Source organism: Candidatus Rokuibacteriota bacterium, assembly GCA_016188005.1.
In the GTDB taxonomy this organism is placed as follows: Bacteria; Methylomirabilota; Methylomirabilia; order Rokubacteriales; family CSP1-6; genus UBA12499.
Genome location: JACPIQ010000068.1, coordinates 157,957 through 174,488, shown reverse-complemented (window position 1 = coordinate 174,488; position 16,532 = coordinate 157,957). Strand labels below are relative to the sequence as shown.

Below are 16,532 nucleotides of genomic sequence, written 5' to 3'. Positions count from 1 at the left end.
TGTCTCCGCCGCAGGTCACGGCATCACCTGGCCGCCGGAGACCGGCACGTCGACGCCGGTCAGGAAGGCGGACTCGTCGCTCAGCATGAAGGCCACCGCACTCGCCACGTCCTCGAGGCTCGCGAGCCGGCGCAGGGGAACGCGGGCGGCCTCCATCTTGAACACGCGGTCGGGATAGTGCTCGGTCAGATCCGTTCGCGTCAGCCCGGGCGAGACCGTGTTGACGCGGACACCGTCGGCGGCCCACTCGACGGCGAGGGCCTTGGACAGGCCGTGAAGCGCATACTTGGCGGCCACGTAGTCCGCCATGAGCGCGGGCGGCACACCGGAGGCGGCCTGAGACAGCACGTTGACGATGGCGCCACCCCCTGCGGCCTTGAGGAGGGGATAGGCGGCCTGGCAGACGTGGACCACGGCCTTGAGCTGGTAGTCGAGCTGCTGCTGGAAGGCGGCCCAGTCGAGGTCGACGAATCGGTGCTGCTCGAGCCCCCCGATGGCGGCGTTGACCACCAGGCTCAGGCCGCCCAGCTCGTCGGCGACGGTCCTGACCATGCGCGAGACCTGATCAGGCTCCCGCACGTCGGCCTGGACGGCGACGGCATGCCCGCCTGCCTGCCGGATGTCCCGGACCTGCTGCTGGGCGCGGTCGGCGCGCTGGTGGTAGTTGACGGCCACGGCGATGTCCCGGGCGGCGAGCCTCCGCGCGATGGCCCCGCCGATCCCCCGGGAGGCTCCCGTCACGAGGGCCACACGCCTGCCCGCGTCCGGGTGCGCCGGGGGCGGAGGCGCGGCGGCCTCCGGGCCGGGGCGCGCGCCGCGCACCTTCACCTTGGCCGCGCCGCTCACGACCACCAGTCCCGCCTCGTTGCGGATCTCCGTGGCGAGCGCCAGGGTCGCCGTCGCCTCGTTCTTGGCCGTCACCTTCGCCGAGGCTTGCACCCTCTCCCCGACGAGCACGGGACGCCGGAAGGCGAGATCCTGGCCCAGGTAGAGAGCGGCAGCGCCCGGGATGTGCATCCCGACCAGCCGGGAGAAGAGCGAGGCCAGCAGCATGCCGTGGAGGACGCAGCCACCGAACTCCGTGGAGGCGGCGTAGGCGGGGTCCACGTGCAGGGGGCTCCAGTCGCCGCTGAGGGCGGCGAAGCGCTCCACGTCGTCGGCGGTGAACGTCCGCTCGATCTCGAACCGCTGTCCGAGCTGGATGTCCCGGAATGTCAGCGCCGCCGCCGCCGGCACCGGGTTCATGGACGGGAGGGTGATGCGGGCATCAGCGAAACGCCTTGGCGTCGATACCGTGCCGGGCCAGCATCTCGTGGAACGTGGGGCGGCTCACCCCGACGGACTGCGCCGCGCGGCTGATGTTGCCCCCGCTCCGCGCCAGGGCGTCGATCACGAGCTTTCGCTCGTGCCCCGAGCGGGCCTCGCGGAGCGTCGGCAGGGGCGCGTCGGCGGCGGCGGAGAGCTCCAGATCGGCCGGCTCGATGGTGCGGCCCGTGGTCATGATGACGGCGCGCTGCACCTTGTTCTCCAGCTCCCGGATATTCCCCGGCCACGGATAGCGCACGAGGGCCTCGAGGGCCGCCGCGCTGAACCGCGTCTTGCGCTTCATGGTCTGTCCGGCCCGGCGCAGGAAGACGTTGGCCAGGAGGACGATGTCCTCCCCCCGCTCCCGGAGCGGGGGCACCCGGATGGCGACGACCGACAGGCGGTAGAAGAGGTCTTCCCGGAACGTCCCCTTCTGGATGCCCTGCTCGAGGTGGCTGTTGGTGGCGGCCAGCACGCGCACGTCGATCCGGATCGGCTCGCGGCCGCCCACCCGCTCGATCTCCCGCTCCTGGAGGAAGCGCAGGAGCTTGACCTGCAGCGGCACGCTCATCTCGCCGATCTCGTCGAGGAACAGCGTCCCGCCCGAGGCGACCTCGATCTTGCCCTTGCGCTGGACGTGAGCGCCCGTGAAGGAGCCCTTCTCGTGGCCGAACAGCTCGCTCTCGAGGAGCGTCTCGGGGATGGCCCCGCAGTTGATGGCCACGAAGGGGCCCGTGAAGGAGCCCTTCTCGTGGCCGAACAGCTCGCTCTCGAGGAGCGTCTCGGGGATGGCCCCGCAGTTGATGGCCACGAAGGGCGCGTTCCGGCGCGGGCTGCTGGTGTGGATGGCGCGGGCGATCAGCTCCTTGCCCGTCCCGCTCTCTCCTTCGATGAGGACGGTGGCGTCGGTCTTGGCCACGCGGCTGATGACGTTGAAGATCTCGCGCATCTTCTGCGTCGTGCCCAGGATGTCGCGGAAGCTGACCGCCCGCTCCTCCTGGCGCGTCCGCTGCTCGCTCTCGCGCTCGAGCTGGCGCAGATAGGTGGCCCGGCCGAGGACCACGCGCAGGTCGTCCAGGTTCACGGGCTTGAGGTGGAAGTCGAAGGCGCCGAGGTCCACGGCCTTGAGCGCGTTGGCGCGGTCGCTGTTACCCGTGATGACGACGACCTTGATCCCGGGGGCGACGTCGAGGATCTCCTCGAGCGCCTTGAGCCCCTCCCCGGCCGAGTCCGGCTCCGGCGGCAGGCCGAGATCCAGCGTCACGACAGAGGGCTGGAGCTCGCGCACCGCCGCGAGAGCCTCCCTTCTGTTCTCCGCGAGGGTCACCTGGTACTGCTCCTGGAGCGCGTACTTGAGCTGGGTCCGGATGTCCTCGTCGTCCTCGACGTTCAGCAGCCGTTCACGGTCCATGCCTGAGGGCCTCCGGTGTCGCCGGTCGCGGCCGCCGGCGTGATGCGGCCATCATCGTCTCGAGGGTGTCGCGGCCTACCCGCGACTCCACGGGGCGGAACTTGCCAGACGCCGTGGGCGGCAGGGCCGGGAGCTCCACGATGTCGACGCGGATGTCAGCGCCGAGGAGCATCCGGAACTTGGACAGCAGGCCCGCCTTCGCCGCGGAGTCCGGGGGAGCCGCAGCCACGAGCTGGACACTCACGTGATCGATGGCATCCTGGACGACGCGGGAGTCGCGCACCCACGGGATCTCGCGCAGGATGTGCATGGCCGAGGTGGGGTGCAGGAGGCGCCCGCCGGGCGTGACGAGGAAGTCGAGCAGCCGCCCCTCGACGGGGTGGATCTTCGGCAGGCTCCGGCCGCAGCGGCACGGCGTGGGGTCGAAGGCTCCGAAGTCGCCGGTCCGGTAGCGGATGGTCGGGAAGGCCAGTGAGTCGAGGCACGTGAGGACGATCTCCCCGCGGCCATCCGCGTCCGGGTCGAGGATCTCGACGTAGCTTCCCTCGGCGAACACGTGCAGGCCTCCCTCCGGGCAGCCCAGCGCCACGAGGCCTCCGTCGCGGCAGCCGTACTCCTCGGCCACGGGACAGCCGAAGCCCGCGGCGATGGCCTCGCGCTGGTAGGGGAAGAGCGGCTCGGCGGTCGTGAACACGACGCGGAGGCCCTCGGGACGTGGAAGTCCCTCACGCAGGAAGTACCGGGCCAGGAGATACACCGCATTGGCGTAGCCGTAGATCCTGGCCGGACGGTAGGCGAGCAGTGCCGCGGCGGAGGCGGGCAGCCGGTCCTCGCCCATGTCGAAGGCCGGCAGGATCCTCGAGTTGAGGAGCCAGTCCCGGAGGTCACGGACGCGGTCCTGGCGCGTGATCTCCAGCGGCGAGCCCCAGACCAGCACCTCCCGCGCGCCGGGCTCCACGCCGAACCAGCGGTGGGACCGCAGGCGGGCCGCCTCGGCGATGCCCATGCGGCCCATGTCCACCTCGATGGTGACGGGCGAGCCCGTGGATCCGCCCGAGGAGCGGCGATGCACGTGGGGCAGCCTGGCGCGCGCCCGGAGCTCCTCGAAGCGGCCGCGGATCAGGTCGCGCGTGAGGAAGGGCAGCCGGTGGAAGTCCTCCGGGGAGGCGATCCGGTGGGGAGGCAGCCCGTGCTCGTCCATCACGCCGCGGTAGTACGGCACATGCGCGTACGCCCACTCGAGCAGCTGGCGCTGACGGCGGAACTGGAACTCGCGCAGTCGGTCGGGCGCGAGCCACTGGGTGCGCTCGAGCTCCGGGAGCCAGCGGAACGTCGGCTTCCGCTTGAGCCGCTCGTGGAGCGGGAAGAGGACGTGACCGACCAGCCAGGGGTTCATCGCGCGCCTCGCCGCGCGCCGCCGGATCCGACGAGCACACGCATCAGGCGGCGCTCCCGTACACGTCGAGGTAGCCTGCCACGACCCGATCCCACGTCCGCTCGGCCTCGACGAAGCGGCGGCCCGTCTCGCCTAGCCGCTGGCGCAGCATCGGGTGCTCGCCCAGACGCACCGCCTCGGTGACCAGGGACTCGCGGTCCTCGGCGCGGAAGAGGACGCCGGTCTCGCCGTCCCGGATGAGCTCGGCGTGGCCGCCGATGTCGCTGGCCAGCACCGGCTTCCCCATGGCCATGGCTTCCAGCGGTTTCAGCGGCGTCACCAGCTCGGTGAGCCGGATGCGCCGGCGCGGCAGGACGAGGACGTCCAGCAGGGTGTAGATGCCCCGGACCTGATCGTGCGGGATGCGCCCGGTGAGGATGACGCCCGGCCCGGCCTCGAGGGCCGCCTCCCGGAGGGCGGTCTCGTCGCGCCCGCCCCCCACCAGGAGAAGGCGTCCGCCCGGGAGCCGGCGCAGGAAATCGGGCGCCGCGCGGGCGAGGAACGGGAGATTCTCGTAGCGGCTGAAGGACCCCACGTAGCCGAACACCGGGCCCTCCCCGAGCCCCAGGCGGGCCGCCAGGGCGGTGGCTCGCTCCCGGGGTTCGAACCAGTCGGCGTCGACCCCGTTCGGCACCACCGTGACCCGGTCCCGGGGCACTCCCCGGCGGAGGAGCTCGCCTCGGATGCCTTCGCAGATGGCGACGACCCGGTCCGCCTGCTTCACCGCCAGGGTCTCGAGCACCCGCGTCATCCGGTAGCGGAGCGAGCCTTCCGCGTACGTGCCGTGGTTCACTGCCGCATCTTCCCAGAAGGTGCGAACCTCGTAGACCACCGGGAGGCCCAGCCGCCTCCCCGCCCAGATGGCGGGAAGCCCGTTGAGGACCGGCGAGTGGGCGTGGAGCAGGTCAACCCGCTCCGCGCGGGCGACCTGCCCGATCCGTCCCGCCAGGCGGCGCATGAGCAGGAGCTCACGGAGGAACGGCATGCGGCCGCCGGGCTGCCCCGTTCTGTGGTGGCGGATCCCCTCGATCGTGTCGCAGCAGTCCGCGGCCGTCCCCTGCTTGGGGGAGGTGAGGATCAGGGGCTCCAGCCCGAGCCGTCGCTGGAACATGACGATGCTCCGGCTCCGGTAGCTGTAGCCGCTGCCGATGGGCAGCGAATGGTCCAGCACGTGGAGGATCCGGCGCGGGCTCATCGGATTCTCACCCGCGCGAGGCAGCGCCGGTAGAGGTCCGCGTAGCCGGCCAGCATCCGCTCGAGGCTGAACTCCCGTTCCACCCTCTCGCGGGCGGCCCGGCCGTGCCGCCTCGCCAGCGCGGGGTCGTCGAGGTACCCGCTCATGGCCTCTGCCAGGGCCGCCGTCGATCCCGGCTCGACGAGCCAGCCGGTCCGGCCATCGGCGACCAGCTCGGGGTTGCCCCCTACCCGCGTCGCCACCACGGGCAGGCCGGTGGCCATCGCCTCGAGGATCGCGTTGGAGATGCCCTCGCCCACCGACGGGAGGACGAAGAGGTCCAGGGCGCGAAGCACCAGCGGGATGTCGTCGCGCTCGCCAAGCAGGCGGATTCGGCCGCCGGCGCCGCATGTGCGCACGAGCTCCGCGAGTTGCGGGCGGGCCGGGCCATCTCCGGCGATGACGAGGATCGCGGCCCGCCGCCCCAGCTCCTGGGTGAAGACCCGGATCAGCCCGGCGTGATCCTTCACCGGATCCAGCCGACCGACAGTGCCGACGACGGGCAGGCCGTCGGGAACTCCGAGCGCCCTGCGGGCGACGTCGCGGTCCCCGGGGAGGAAGCGCTTCGTGTCCACGCCGTTGCAGAGATGCGTCACCTTGCGCGCGGGGACGCCCACCTCCTCGATGAGCCAGCGGGCGAGATCGCGCGAGACGGTGACGAACTCGGTGACCAGCGGTGCCAGCCACCGGCGCACCCGGCGGCGGAGGGGATTGCGCCCGTGGGGATCGGCGGCGTCGCGGCCATGCTCGCCATGGACGACCACGGGCACGCGGGCGAGCCGGGCGCCGATGACGGCATCGATGCAGGTCCAGTTGCGCGTGTGGACGATGTCGGGCCTGAAGGCGCGGAAGAGGCGCGCCATCCGCAGGGCATTCCACCTGTCCGATGGATGGTGCTCCGACATCGCCACCACCCGTACCCCTCGCGGGAAGTCCTCGCGGAGGGGACCGTCGCCCGAGGGGGTGACGACGAGGTGCTCGATCGGATCCCCGAGCGACTCGACCAGGCGGAGCACCACCTTCTCGAGCCCCCCCACCCGGAGGGAGGGGATGACCTGGGCGATCCTGGGCCTCCGGCCGGTTGCGCCGGCCGCCAGCGCCAGAGGGGAGCGCCGTGTGTCGTGGTCGAGACCGGGCATGCTCAGGCCGTGTGCCTCACCGCTGCTGGTCGCTCGCCGATCCGGCCAGGCGCACCGCCGCATAGAGGGCCGGAGCGATCTCCCGCAGGGGGCCAAGGCGCTGGTCAAGGGTCCCTTCCGGCGGCAGGGGGGTGGCGATCCGGACCAGCACCGAGTCGGCCCGCCGGGCGAACAGGATGTCCCGCGTGAGCGCCAGCCGGTGCGCGTACTCGCTGCCGTACGCCCGGCGGCCCATCTGGTGCCAGTAGACCACCAGCAGCCGTCGCTCCTGGTCCCGCTGGATGACCATGGCGGGAAGCTCGAGTGGGGGATCCGGCGAGCCGTTGAGGGACAGGGTGAAGGGCAGCCGATCGATCCGGACGGTGTTCCGCTCCGGGTAGATCAGGTTGATCGCGGCCCGGCGCTCGGGCTCCTGCTGCCGGCTGAACACCGCCACCGACACCCACAGGGTGTCCGGGCCGCGCTGATAGGTCCGTCGCAGTGCTGACCGCCCATTGGGATCCACGGGGAGGGCCCACTCCGGCGCGCCTTCGAGCGAGGTCCAGCCCGCCGGGCTCGGCGCCAGGGCCAGCAGGGCATGGTCGCGCTGCTCGCGCACCCCGGGGATGAGGACGATCGTCGCTCCGGCGACGAGCAGCAGCCCCAGGAGGAGCCCCAGCCGCCACGGCGGCCTCACGACCGGCGCCTCCTGCGCCAGAGAGACATGAGGGCGCCGTCGAGCACGATCAGCAGGACCACGGTGAGGAGGAAGACGCTGGTCCCGTTGAACTTGTGGATCACGTTCTCGAGCGCGATCCGGCCGAGGTAGTAGGCGCCGAGCGAGGTGAGGACCAGACGCACGATGTTCGAGGCGAGCCCCAGGGGTGCTGCCGCCAGCACGAGGAGGACGCGGACCCAGGTCGGGCGGGGGTTGATCTGGGCATAGGCGGCGCCGAGTGCGACCAGTGCGGCGACGGCGGGGATGCTGCTGCACTCGTCGGCCACCTCGAGAGTCATGTTCGCCAGGTGGAGCATGACACCTTCCCGGAGCACGGGCACGCCAAGCCAGCGCAGCGCCTCGGCCGTCACGGCAGCGTCGAAGAGGCGGGACTGGTAGGTGACGTCCCGCAAGGTCACGTAGGGCAAGGGGATCATGAAGACCAGGTAGGCCACCCCGATCCAGAGCTGCCGGGTGGCCGGTGCCCCGGCCAGGAACAGCAACGTGCCCACGAGGGTCACGGGCAGGGAGACGCGGGCCAGGAAGGGCTCGCCGACGAGGGACCCCATGACCAGCATGGCCAGGCCCAGCACCGCGAGGGGAAGTCCGAGCGGAGAGGAGCCGACGGGAATCTGGGCCAAGCGGTCCCAGCGTGCCCAGACGAGATACGCCGCGATCAGCGGGATCGCGAAGCCATGGGACAGGTTGGGGAACCTCGCCCACTCGTCGGCCATGCTGGCGACGACGGGGGCATAGAGAGCGGCCACCCCTGCGACGGCAATGGCGGGGGAGAGCCACGGGCTCCCGCCCGCGAGCCGGAGCGTGGCCATCCTCACGGCCGGGCCTCCGGCAGGAGGAGCGTCACGGTGGTGCCGTGGCCTTCCTGGCTGGCCACCTCGATCCGGCCGCCGTGGGCCGCGAGGATCTCCCGGGCCTGGTAGAGCCCGATCCCCCAGCCTCCCTTCTTCGTGCTCTGGAAGGGGACGAAGAGCGACTTCCGGATGAACTCCTCCGACATGCCGCAGCCGGCATCCGTCACGGAGCAGCCGACGAACCCGTCGCGGGCGAAGGTGCGGAGCGTGATCTCTCCCTCGCCGTCCATGGCCTCCACGGCGTTGGTGATGAGGTTCTGGATGACCCGCTGGATCGCGTCGGCGTCGGCCCGGACGGCCGGAACGGGCTCCAGCAGGAGCTTCGGCCTGGCGCGGCTGCCGCTCAGCGCGACCTCCGCTGTCTCCTCCGCGACGGGCGGGAGCTGGATCTCCTCCATCGCGAGGGGCTCGCCCGCCTGGCGGCTCGCGAGGCGGCCGAGGAGCTTCTGCATGCGCCCGACCGTGCGCTCCAGCGTCCCGAGCGCATCGCGCTGGAACTCCGGGTCATCGAGGTGAGCGCGGGCGTTCTGGTTGAGGAGCGAGAGCGCGGAGATGGAGTTCTTCAAGTCGTGGACGATGAACGAGCTGAGCCGGTTGAAGGCGTCGAAGGCGCGGCTCTGGCCGAGCTGCTCCGAGAGGCGCGCGGTGGCGATGGCGCTGGCGGCCTGCTCGCCGACGGTGGTGAGGAGATCGAGGTCCTCCTGCCCGTACGAGGCCTCCGTGCGCTCGGACCCGACCAGTATCACGCCGAGGAGCCGGCCCTGGGAAGGCAGGGGAACGGCGACCGCTATGCCGACCGGCAGGAGCGCCTCCGGCCGGCCGCCGCCGAGCGTGGCGGCGAGGCGGGCCTCGGGGGAGCCGGGCCGGTCCGAGAAATCCTCCAGCCGGAAGGACAGCTCCTTCGGGAGCCGGTCCGTGCCGAGGGCCGCTGCCTGCCTCATCGGGCCGCCGCTCTCCTCGGCCAGGTAGAGCGCTGCGCGGGTGGTCCCGACGGTGTCCATCAGGCTGCGCAGCAGGCTCCCGGCGATCCCGTCGACGGTGACACGGGAGGCGAGGCTCTGGGTGAAGCTCCGCCACTGCTGTCGGTAATCGTACTTGTCGGCGTAGAAGTGCGTGCTGATGTACCGCCTGAGCCGCCAGCGCAGGCTCTCGGACAAGAGGAGCGCCGCGAGCCCCATGACGGAGACGAAGAGGACCAGCGTGCCCCAGAACGCCTGGTCCGGGATGCCGAGCGTGTTGAGGAGCCACCCGCCGGCCCCGGCCAGGATCAGGTACGCGCCGCAGATCCCGACGACGACGGAACGGTAGACGAAGTGGCGAGACACGGCGAGGCCTGTCCGCAGCGCGCCGGTCCGCGCGAGGCCCACCGCGACGAAGCCCAGGCCCAGGGCGAGCGTCATGCTCCCGATGGCGAGGCTGTCCGGTGTCAGCATGCGGAAAAGGAGCAGCTGGCTCAGGAGGTAGAAGCGCACCACGAAGATCCCGCCGAGCCCCAGCGCCAGGTACTTGAGCTGCCAGCGCGCGGAGCCGTACGAGTTCCGGATCGAGGGCTCCAGCCCGTACAGCACCGCGATCGTGGCCAGGATCTCGACGGCGATGCCGATCTGGCCTGCCGGCGTCAGGAGGGCGTAAGGCAGGGGGCCGCGCGGCCAGGCGCTGGCCAGGAACGGCCAGTGGAGCCCCGCGGCCGCCACGGCCGCCAGGGTCGCCCCGCCCGCCACGAAGGACAGTCGCCACGCCCGCGGGATGGCTGCGTCGGGGCGGCGGGCCGACACGAAGGCGAAGACCGCCCACGGGAGCGGAAGCAGGAGCGCCACCGTCCTCAGCGCGAGGAGCCAGCGGGCATGGGCGGACACGCTCACGGAGTGGAAGAGGAGTCCGTAGCCGGCGGCCGCCTCCAGGGTGAAGCCGAGCATGCCGGCCGCGAATGAGATGTGGGGCAGGCGCAGGGGCCGCCGGGCCACCGCCGCGGTGCCCAGGGCCGCGCTCGCGGCCACGGCGAAGAGCGTGACGTAGCCGATCACGACCGTTCTCCGACGATCCAGAAGGCGTGGGGCGCCAGGTGCCGCATGCCGGGCACTGCCTTCACGGCGGCGGCGACCCAGGGCGTGCCCAGCGGGTCGGCCAGGCCCGGAAGCGACCGGGGCGGCAGGAGCAGGCTGATCCGGCTGAGCGCCCTCGCCCCCGTGGCGCCGAGGGCCCTCTCGATCCCGCGGGGGGCGCCGTAATGGAGGCGGAGCGGTTCACCCGTGAGCCGGCTGCGCATCCGCCGGGTCAGCGCCAGCGGGCTCCAGGGGTTCAGGGTCTCCACCAGCAGCCGCCCGCCAGGCCCGAGCACCCTCAGCATCTCGCGGAGCGCCTCCTCGGGCCGCGTGAGCGCCTGCAGGACGCCGATGCAGAGCAGGCCCTCGAAGCTCCCGCTGGCGAAGGGCAGGGCATAGGCCTCACCGGCGACGTAGCGGCCGAGCCCACCGGAATCGGAGGCCAGGGACCGCTCGAGGCTCGGCAGCGAGTAGTCGAGGCCGACGACGGGATGGCCGCGCTTGGCCAGGAGGCGCACGTAGGTGCCCGCGCCGCAGCCCAGCTCGAGGAGGCGCGCGCCGGGGTGGAAGAGCCCCCCGTCGAGGAGCTGCTGGAAGAGGGCGACGCGGCGCCGGAGCCCCACGGCCGACCAGCCCGACACCTGGTGCTCCTCCCCGTGGCGCGTGGCGAAGCGCTCGAAGCGGCCCCGCCACTGCCGCTCGAAGCTGCTCATGGCGTGTCCACGTACGCCCGGTGCCACAGCTCGAGGGCCATCAGCGCCCAGATCTGGGCCGAGTGGTCGCGGGTGCCCTGCTGGTGCGACCGCCAGATCCCCTGCACGGCCTCCGCCCTCAGGTAGCCGCGCTGCTCCGTCCGCGGGGACAGGAGAAGATCGCGGGCCAGCTCGCGCAGCTCCCCCCGGAGCCAGGCCGCCAGCGGCAGGGTGAACCCCTGCTTCTGCCGGTGCACTGGCGCCGCCGGCAGCCGGCGCTCCAGATGACGCTTGAGGAGGTACTTGGAGATCGGGCCCCGGTATTTCAGCTCGGGAGGGAGGGTGGCAGCGAACTCGATGATCCTGTGGTCCAGGAGCGGGGCGCGCACCTCGAGCGAGCAGGCCATGCTCATCCGGTCCACCTTGACCAGGATGTCGTCGGCCAGCCACGTCTTGAAGTCCACGTACAGGATCCGCGTGAGGGGATCGGCGTCCCGGACGCGCTCGAACCGCCGTCCGAAGGCCTCGAAGGAGTCGTGGGAGCCCAGCTGGCGGACGAACTCGGGGGTGAGCAGGGCCGCCTTCTCGTGCTCCCGGAACAGCGACAGGTCGTTGAAGTAGGCGCGCTCGAACGAGCGCCCAAGATTCATGAGCACGAGCTTGAATCGCAGCGGCCGCGGGAGGCGCTGCCACTGCGGGTAGAGCCGCCCCAGGGGGGCCAGGAGGCCGCGGCGGATCGGCCCCGGGACCAGGCCCCGCAGCCGGTTCTCGAGCCGATGGACGCCGTAGCGCCGCTGGTAGCCCGCGAACAGCTCGTCGCCGCCGTCTCCCGACAGGGCCACCGTGACGCGCTCGCGGGTGGCGCGGGAGACGTAGTAGGTGGGCAGGGCGGAGGAGTCGGCGAAGGGCTGGTCGAGATGCCAGACGAGCTGCGGCAGGTCCTCCACCGCGCGGGGGCGCACCAGCAGCTCGTGATGCTCGCTGCCCACGGCCGTCGCCACGGCCCGGGCATGCCCGAGCTCGCTGTGGCTCGCCTCGGCGAACCCGACGGTGGTGGTGATGACGGGGCGGGAGGACTGCCGCGCCATCGAGGCGACGACGGATGATGAGTCCACCCCGCCGCTGAGAAAGGCGCCCAGCGGGACATCGGAAACCAGCCGCAGCTTCACCGCCTCGTCGAGGAGCCCGTCCAGCTCCTCCAGGGCCTCCGCCTCCGGCCGCGGGCGGATCTGGAAGGCCACGTCCCAGTATTCCTCGATGCGGATGCGCCCGGCCTCCCAGACGAGGAGATGGGCCGGCGGCAGCTGCCGGATCCCCTCGAAGACCGTGCCGGGGGCGGGGATGGCCCCGAGGCTCAGGTAGTCGCTCAGCGCCTCGAGGCTCACCCGCCGCTTGATGCTCGGATCCTCCCGGAGGGCCTTGATCTCGGAGGCGAAGGCCAGACGCTCGGCATCGGCGTGGTAGTAGAGTGGCTTCTTGCCGGCGCGGTCCCGGGCCAGCACGAGGCGCCGCCGGGGCTCGTCCCAGAGCGCGAAGGCGAACATGCCGCGGAACCGGTCGACGCAGCGGACCCCGTGCTCCTCGTAGGCGTGCACGATCGTCTCCGTGTCCGAGTGCGTGGCGAAGTGGTGGCCCCGCGCCTCGAGCCCGGAGGCCAGCTCCCTGTAATTGTAGATCTCGCCGTTGAAGACCACCGCCACGGATCGGGTCTCGTTGTAGATGGGCTGATCCCCCGTCCGCAGGTCGATGATGCTGAGCCGGCGGTGACCGAGTCCGACGCCCGCCCCCATGTGGTAGCCGTCGGCATCGGGGCCGCGGTGGGAGAGGACGGTCGTCATCCGGCCGAGCAGGGCGCGGTCCACCGGATGCCCGGGATCGCTGAAGACCAGCCCGGCGATGCCGCACACGGCTAGTGCCCTCTCGCAGGAATGCGCCGGCGGTCCGCCGGGCGGGGCCGGGGGCGCCCTCCCCGGAACACGCTACCTCGCTGCGCGGTGCCCCCGGCTGGAACGGGCCACGACATGACGGTGTCCGGCTTCGTAAACACGCAGAAGCCACGGTTCCGGGGAGAGCGCCCCCGGCCCCGCCCCGCGTAGTCGGCTGGCGACTTCCCGGGACGGTGCATCAAGGCGTCTCCCCGGCCGTCCGAGCCGGCGGCCGGTCCAGCCACTCGCGGCACCAGAGCTCGAGCGACAGGAGTGCCCACAGCCGCGGCGAGCAGTCCCGGCCTCCGTCGTGGATCCTCAGCAGCTCCTCCACGGCAGCCGGCCGGACCAGGCCCCGCTGGCGCGCCCGCGGGGAGAGCAGGAGGTCCCGGGTCATCTCCCGCAGCTCGTTCCTGAACCAGGAGCCGAGCGGCACCCCGAACCCCATTTTCCTCCGCGTGAGGATGTCCGGGGGCAGGAGACCGGCCATGGCCTGCTTCAGAATATACTTGCCGGCGCCCTGCCGGAGCTTCAGTGAGAGCGGGATCGTTCCCACGAACTCCATGAGCCTGTGGTCGAGCAGCGGGACCCGCGACTCCAGCGAGACCAGCATGCTGGTCCGATCCACCTTGGTCAGGATGTCGTCGGGCAGATAGGTCTCGATGTCGATCCACTGGAGCGCGGAGACGTAGTCCCTGGCGCCGCTGTCGGCCGCGAGCCGCCGGAACGGGGCTGGATCCGTGGCGCCGTCGGCCACCGGGGCCAGCTCGTCGGCGAGGAGGCGGCGCAGCGTCTCGCGGCGCTGGCCGGTGATGAGGCGGAAGTACCGGTCCACCGGCCCGGCGCCCAGGAGCCCCGCATACCCCTGCCCCCGGGCGCCAGCCGGCATCAGCCGGGAGAGCAGCCGGAGCGCGGGACGGGTCCCGGCCAGGAGCCCCCGATCCAGCCGCTCGTGGAGCGCCTGGGCGCGGGCGTAACGCCGGTAGCCGGCGAAGCTCTCGTCCCCGCCATCTCCCGACAGCGCGACGGTCACGTGCTCACGCGTGATCTTCGACACGTAGTAGGTCGGGATGGCGGAGGAGTCGGCGAAGGGCTCGTCGAGCTGCCAGGCCAGGCGCGGCAGCACCTCCAGCGCGCTGGGCTTGACGACCATCTCGTAGTGATCGGTGCCGTAGTGTGCGGCGAGCTGGCGGGCGAAGCCCAGCTCGTCGAAGTCCGCCTCGTCGAACCCGATGGAGAAGGTCCGGATGGGACGGGACGAGGCCCGCGCCATGAGCGCCACGACGGTGCTCGAGTCCATGCCGCCGCTGAGGAAGGCCCCGATGGGCACATCACTCACCATGTGGCTCTCGACGGCATCCGTCAGGTGGGCGCGGAGCCGCGCGATCCACTCCCGCTCGCCCACGGCGTCGTCGGGTGCGAAGCGGAGCCGCCAGTAGCGGGAGATCACCGGCTCCCCTCCGTCCAGGGGTAGGAGGAGCGTCGAGGCCGGAGGCAACTTGCGGATCGCGCGGAAGATCGTCCGCGGCGCCGGGATGTAGTGGTGGGTGAAGTAGTCGCCCAGGGCCTGCAGATCGAGCTCCCGGGAGAGGCCGGGATCCTCAAGGAGGGCCTTCAGCTCCGAGGCGAAGTGCAGGCGGCGGCCGTCCCAGGCGTAAACGAGGGGCTTGATGCCGGTCCTGTCGCGGGCGAGAAAGAGGCGGCGGGCCCGCCCGTCGAGGATGGCGAAGGCGAACATGCCGCGGAGCCGGTGGACGCAGGCGGGACCCTCGGCTTCGTAGGCCCGCAGGATCACTTCCGTGTCCGAGCTGGTGCGGAAGCGCGCCCCGCGGGCCTGGAGATCGGCGCGGATCTCCCGGTAATTGTAGATCTCGCCATTGAAGACGATCCACATGGAGTCGTCGTCATTGGCCATGGGCTGGTCCCCGGTGGCCAGATCGATGATGGCGAGCCGTCGATGGCCGAGCCCCGCGGCCCCACGGTGGACGAACCCCTCCCCGTCAGGGCCCCGGTGGGCCTGCACCCGGGTCATGGCCTGGAGCAGCGCCGGCTCCACCAGCGCGCCCCCGACGTCGACGATCCCTGCGATCCCGCACATGTCAGAAGGTCGTGGCGACGATGATCCGCGTCAGGCGGACGGCCTCGGTCAGGTGCTTCCGCGCGACGTCGATGGGGTTGCTGGAGGCGTTCCAGGTCTTCCGGCTCTTCAAGGCATCGTGAGCGGAGAGGATCTGGGCGCGGGCCTGTTCGATCCGCCGGTCCGCGAGGGGGAAGAGCGGGTCCGGGAACTTGGTGTTGGAGGCGTTGATGATCATGTTCCCGTGAGCCGCCCGCATCTGGACGTAGGCCTCCCAGGTCAGCTTCTGCGCGCGATCGGGCTCGTCCAGGGCGCTCAGGGCCTGGAGCTGCTGCTGCAGGCTCGTCTCGAGCTGCTGCCTGATCAGTGCCGGGCTGCGGGGCAGTGGCTCGACCGGTGCGGGCCAGAGACCGAAGACGAGCGCCGCACCGAGCGCGATCCGTCGAAGCGCGGAGTGCCTCATCGCAGTTGCTCCCACTGGTGCGGGTAGTGGATGTATCCGGTGGCGTCTCGCCCCGAGGCCCGCTGGCCATCGATCGTGATCCGGGCCGCCCGCCGCCTCAGGTCGTAGTACTTCTTGAGGCGCGGATCCTGGACGTGGACAGAGAACGTGTAGGTGCCGCGGTTGAAGAGGAGCGGGTCGAGCGTCAACCGCAGCACCGCGCGCTCCGAGGGCGCGGTGATCTTGATGCAGTCCGGATCCGTGACGATGCCGCCCAGGGGGTAGCCGTGGACGTCGTGGACCGAGACTCCGAAGACGGCGCCCGGGACCGCCGCCGCCGCCGCGTAGGTGATGTCCACGAGCACGGTGTCGCCGCGATCGAAGGTCGTGCGCGCGGTCTCCTGAGCGTCCCGGGTGGCCACGGACAGGATGGAGACCTGCGGATTGTCCCCGCGCACGGATGCCGTCCCGGCGTCGGCCGAGGTCATGCCGGCCGTCACATGCTCGAGGTACGCGTTCACGACGCTCTCGGGCTCCCCGATCATCCTGAGCTTCCCCCGGTCGAGCCAGGCCACGACCCTCGAGTGCTCGGTGATGTTGGTGAGGTTGTGGGACACCAGGATGATCGTCTTGTCCTGGTCCTTCAGCTCGGCCAGCTTGTTGAGGCACTTGGCCTGGAAGGAGGCGTCGCCCACCGCCAGGATCTCGTCGATCAGCAGGATATCGGGGTCGGTGTGGGCGGCCACCGAGAAGCCCAGCCGCATCTGCATGCCCGAGGAGTAGAACTTGATCGGCGTGTCGATGAAGCGCTCGATCTCCGCGAAGCTGACGATGCGGTCGAACTTGCCCTGCACCTCGCGCCGGGGCATCCCCATGATGGTGCCGTTGAGGAAGATGTTCTCGCGGCCGGTCAGCTCGGGGTGGAAGCCGGCCCCCACCTCGATGAGCGCCCCCAGGCGTCCCGTGGCGCTGAAGGTGCCAAGGGTCGGCACCGTGACGCCGGAGAGGATCTTCAGGAGCGTGCTCTTGCCTGCTCCGTTGGCGCCGACGAGGCCCAGCACGTCGCCCCGCTTGAGGGAGAACGTCACGTCCCGGAGCGCCCAGAACTCCTCCCGGGGCGGCGCGGGCCGGCCCATCAGCCGGGCGGTGAGGCGCCCAACCTCGTCCCTGATGGACGTCACGTACCAGCCTCGCCGGAGCCGGTAGCGCTTGGAGACCTTGTCCAGCTCGACCGTCGTGTCCTGGGTGGGCATCATGATCT

Annotated in this window: 13 protein-coding genes; all 13 read right to left on the bottom strand. The window is 71.5% G+C overall.

Going from position 1 to position 16,532, the window contains the following annotated elements:
* Nucleotides 1-15: 15 nt before the first annotated feature.
* Nucleotides 16-1,245: an SDR family oxidoreductase gene (locus tag HYV93_13905; GenBank protein MBI2527065.1), complete on the bottom strand. Its 1,230-nt coding sequence runs from the start codon at nucleotides 1,243-1,245 to the stop codon at nucleotides 16-18.
* Nucleotides 1,246-1,267: 22 nt separating this feature from the next.
* Entirely contained in the window at nucleotides 1,268-2,716 is a 1,449-nt protein-coding gene (locus HYV93_13900) for a sigma 54-interacting transcriptional regulator (GenBank protein ID MBI2527064.1), read from the bottom strand.
* Nucleotides 2,706-4,112, bottom strand: coding sequence for a phenylacetate--CoA ligase family protein (locus HYV93_13895; GenBank protein ID MBI2527063.1), 1,407 nt, complete (start codon nucleotides 4,110-4,112; stop codon nucleotides 2,706-2,708). The genes HYV93_13900 and HYV93_13895 overlap by 11 nt, the downstream gene beginning before the upstream one ends.
* 43 nt (nucleotides 4,113-4,155) lie before the next feature.
* Nucleotides 4,156-5,346, bottom strand: a complete 1,191-nt coding sequence (locus HYV93_13890) for a glycosyltransferase, exosortase A system-associated (GenBank protein ID MBI2527062.1) — start codon at nucleotides 5,344-5,346, stop codon at nucleotides 4,156-4,158.
* Nucleotides 5,343-6,524 carry a glycosyltransferase gene (locus HYV93_13885; protein MBI2527061.1) on the bottom strand — a complete coding sequence of 394 codons (1,182 nt, stop codon included), beginning with the start codon at nucleotides 6,522-6,524 and terminating at the stop codon, nucleotides 5,343-5,345. The genes HYV93_13890 and HYV93_13885 overlap by 4 nt, the downstream gene beginning before the upstream one ends.
* A gap of 16 nt (nucleotides 6,525-6,540) precedes the next feature.
* Nucleotides 6,541-7,200, bottom strand: a complete 660-nt coding sequence (locus HYV93_13880) for an exosortase-associated EpsI family protein (GenBank protein ID MBI2527060.1) — start codon at nucleotides 7,198-7,200, stop codon at nucleotides 6,541-6,543.
* Nucleotides 7,197-8,057 (bottom strand): exosortase/archaeosortase family protein, encoded by an 861-nt coding sequence (locus HYV93_13875; GenBank protein ID MBI2527059.1) that lies wholly within the window; start codon nucleotides 8,055-8,057, stop codon nucleotides 7,197-7,199. The genes HYV93_13880 and HYV93_13875 overlap by 4 nt, the downstream gene beginning before the upstream one ends.
* Complete coding sequence (locus tag HYV93_13870; GenBank protein MBI2527058.1) at nucleotides 8,054-10,117, bottom strand: GAF domain-containing protein; 2,064 nt, start codon at nucleotides 10,115-10,117, stop codon at nucleotides 8,054-8,056. Before HYV93_13870 ends, HYV93_13875 begins: the two co-directional genes overlap by 4 nt.
* Nucleotides 10,114-10,848 carry a class I SAM-dependent methyltransferase gene (locus HYV93_13865; GenBank protein ID MBI2527057.1) on the bottom strand — a complete coding sequence of 245 codons (735 nt, stop codon included), beginning with the start codon at nucleotides 10,846-10,848 and terminating at the stop codon, nucleotides 10,114-10,116. Before HYV93_13865 ends, HYV93_13870 begins: the two co-directional genes overlap by 4 nt.
* On the bottom strand, nucleotides 10,845-12,734 hold the full coding sequence (asnB, locus tag HYV93_13860) for an asparagine synthase (glutamine-hydrolyzing) (protein MBI2527056.1): 1,890 nt from the start codon (nucleotides 12,732-12,734) through the stop codon (nucleotides 10,845-10,847). The genes HYV93_13865 and asnB (HYV93_13860) overlap by 4 nt, the downstream gene beginning before the upstream one ends.
* A gap of 217 nt (nucleotides 12,735-12,951) precedes the next feature.
* Nucleotides 12,952-14,850 carry an asparagine synthase (glutamine-hydrolyzing) gene (gene asnB, locus HYV93_13855; GenBank protein ID MBI2527055.1) on the bottom strand — a complete coding sequence of 633 codons (1,899 nt, stop codon included), beginning with the start codon at nucleotides 14,848-14,850 and terminating at the stop codon, nucleotides 12,952-12,954.
* Between the two features lies 1 nt (nucleotide 14,851).
* Nucleotides 14,852-15,292 (bottom strand): hypothetical protein, encoded by a 441-nt coding sequence (locus HYV93_13850; GenBank protein ID MBI2527054.1) that lies wholly within the window; start codon nucleotides 15,290-15,292, stop codon nucleotides 14,852-14,854.
* Nucleotides 15,289-16,527, bottom strand: a complete 1,239-nt coding sequence (locus HYV93_13845) for an ABC transporter ATP-binding protein (protein ID MBI2527053.1) — start codon at nucleotides 16,525-16,527, stop codon at nucleotides 15,289-15,291. The genes HYV93_13850 and HYV93_13845 overlap by 4 nt, the downstream gene beginning before the upstream one ends.
* Between the last annotated feature and the right edge of the window lie 5 nt (nucleotides 16,528-16,532).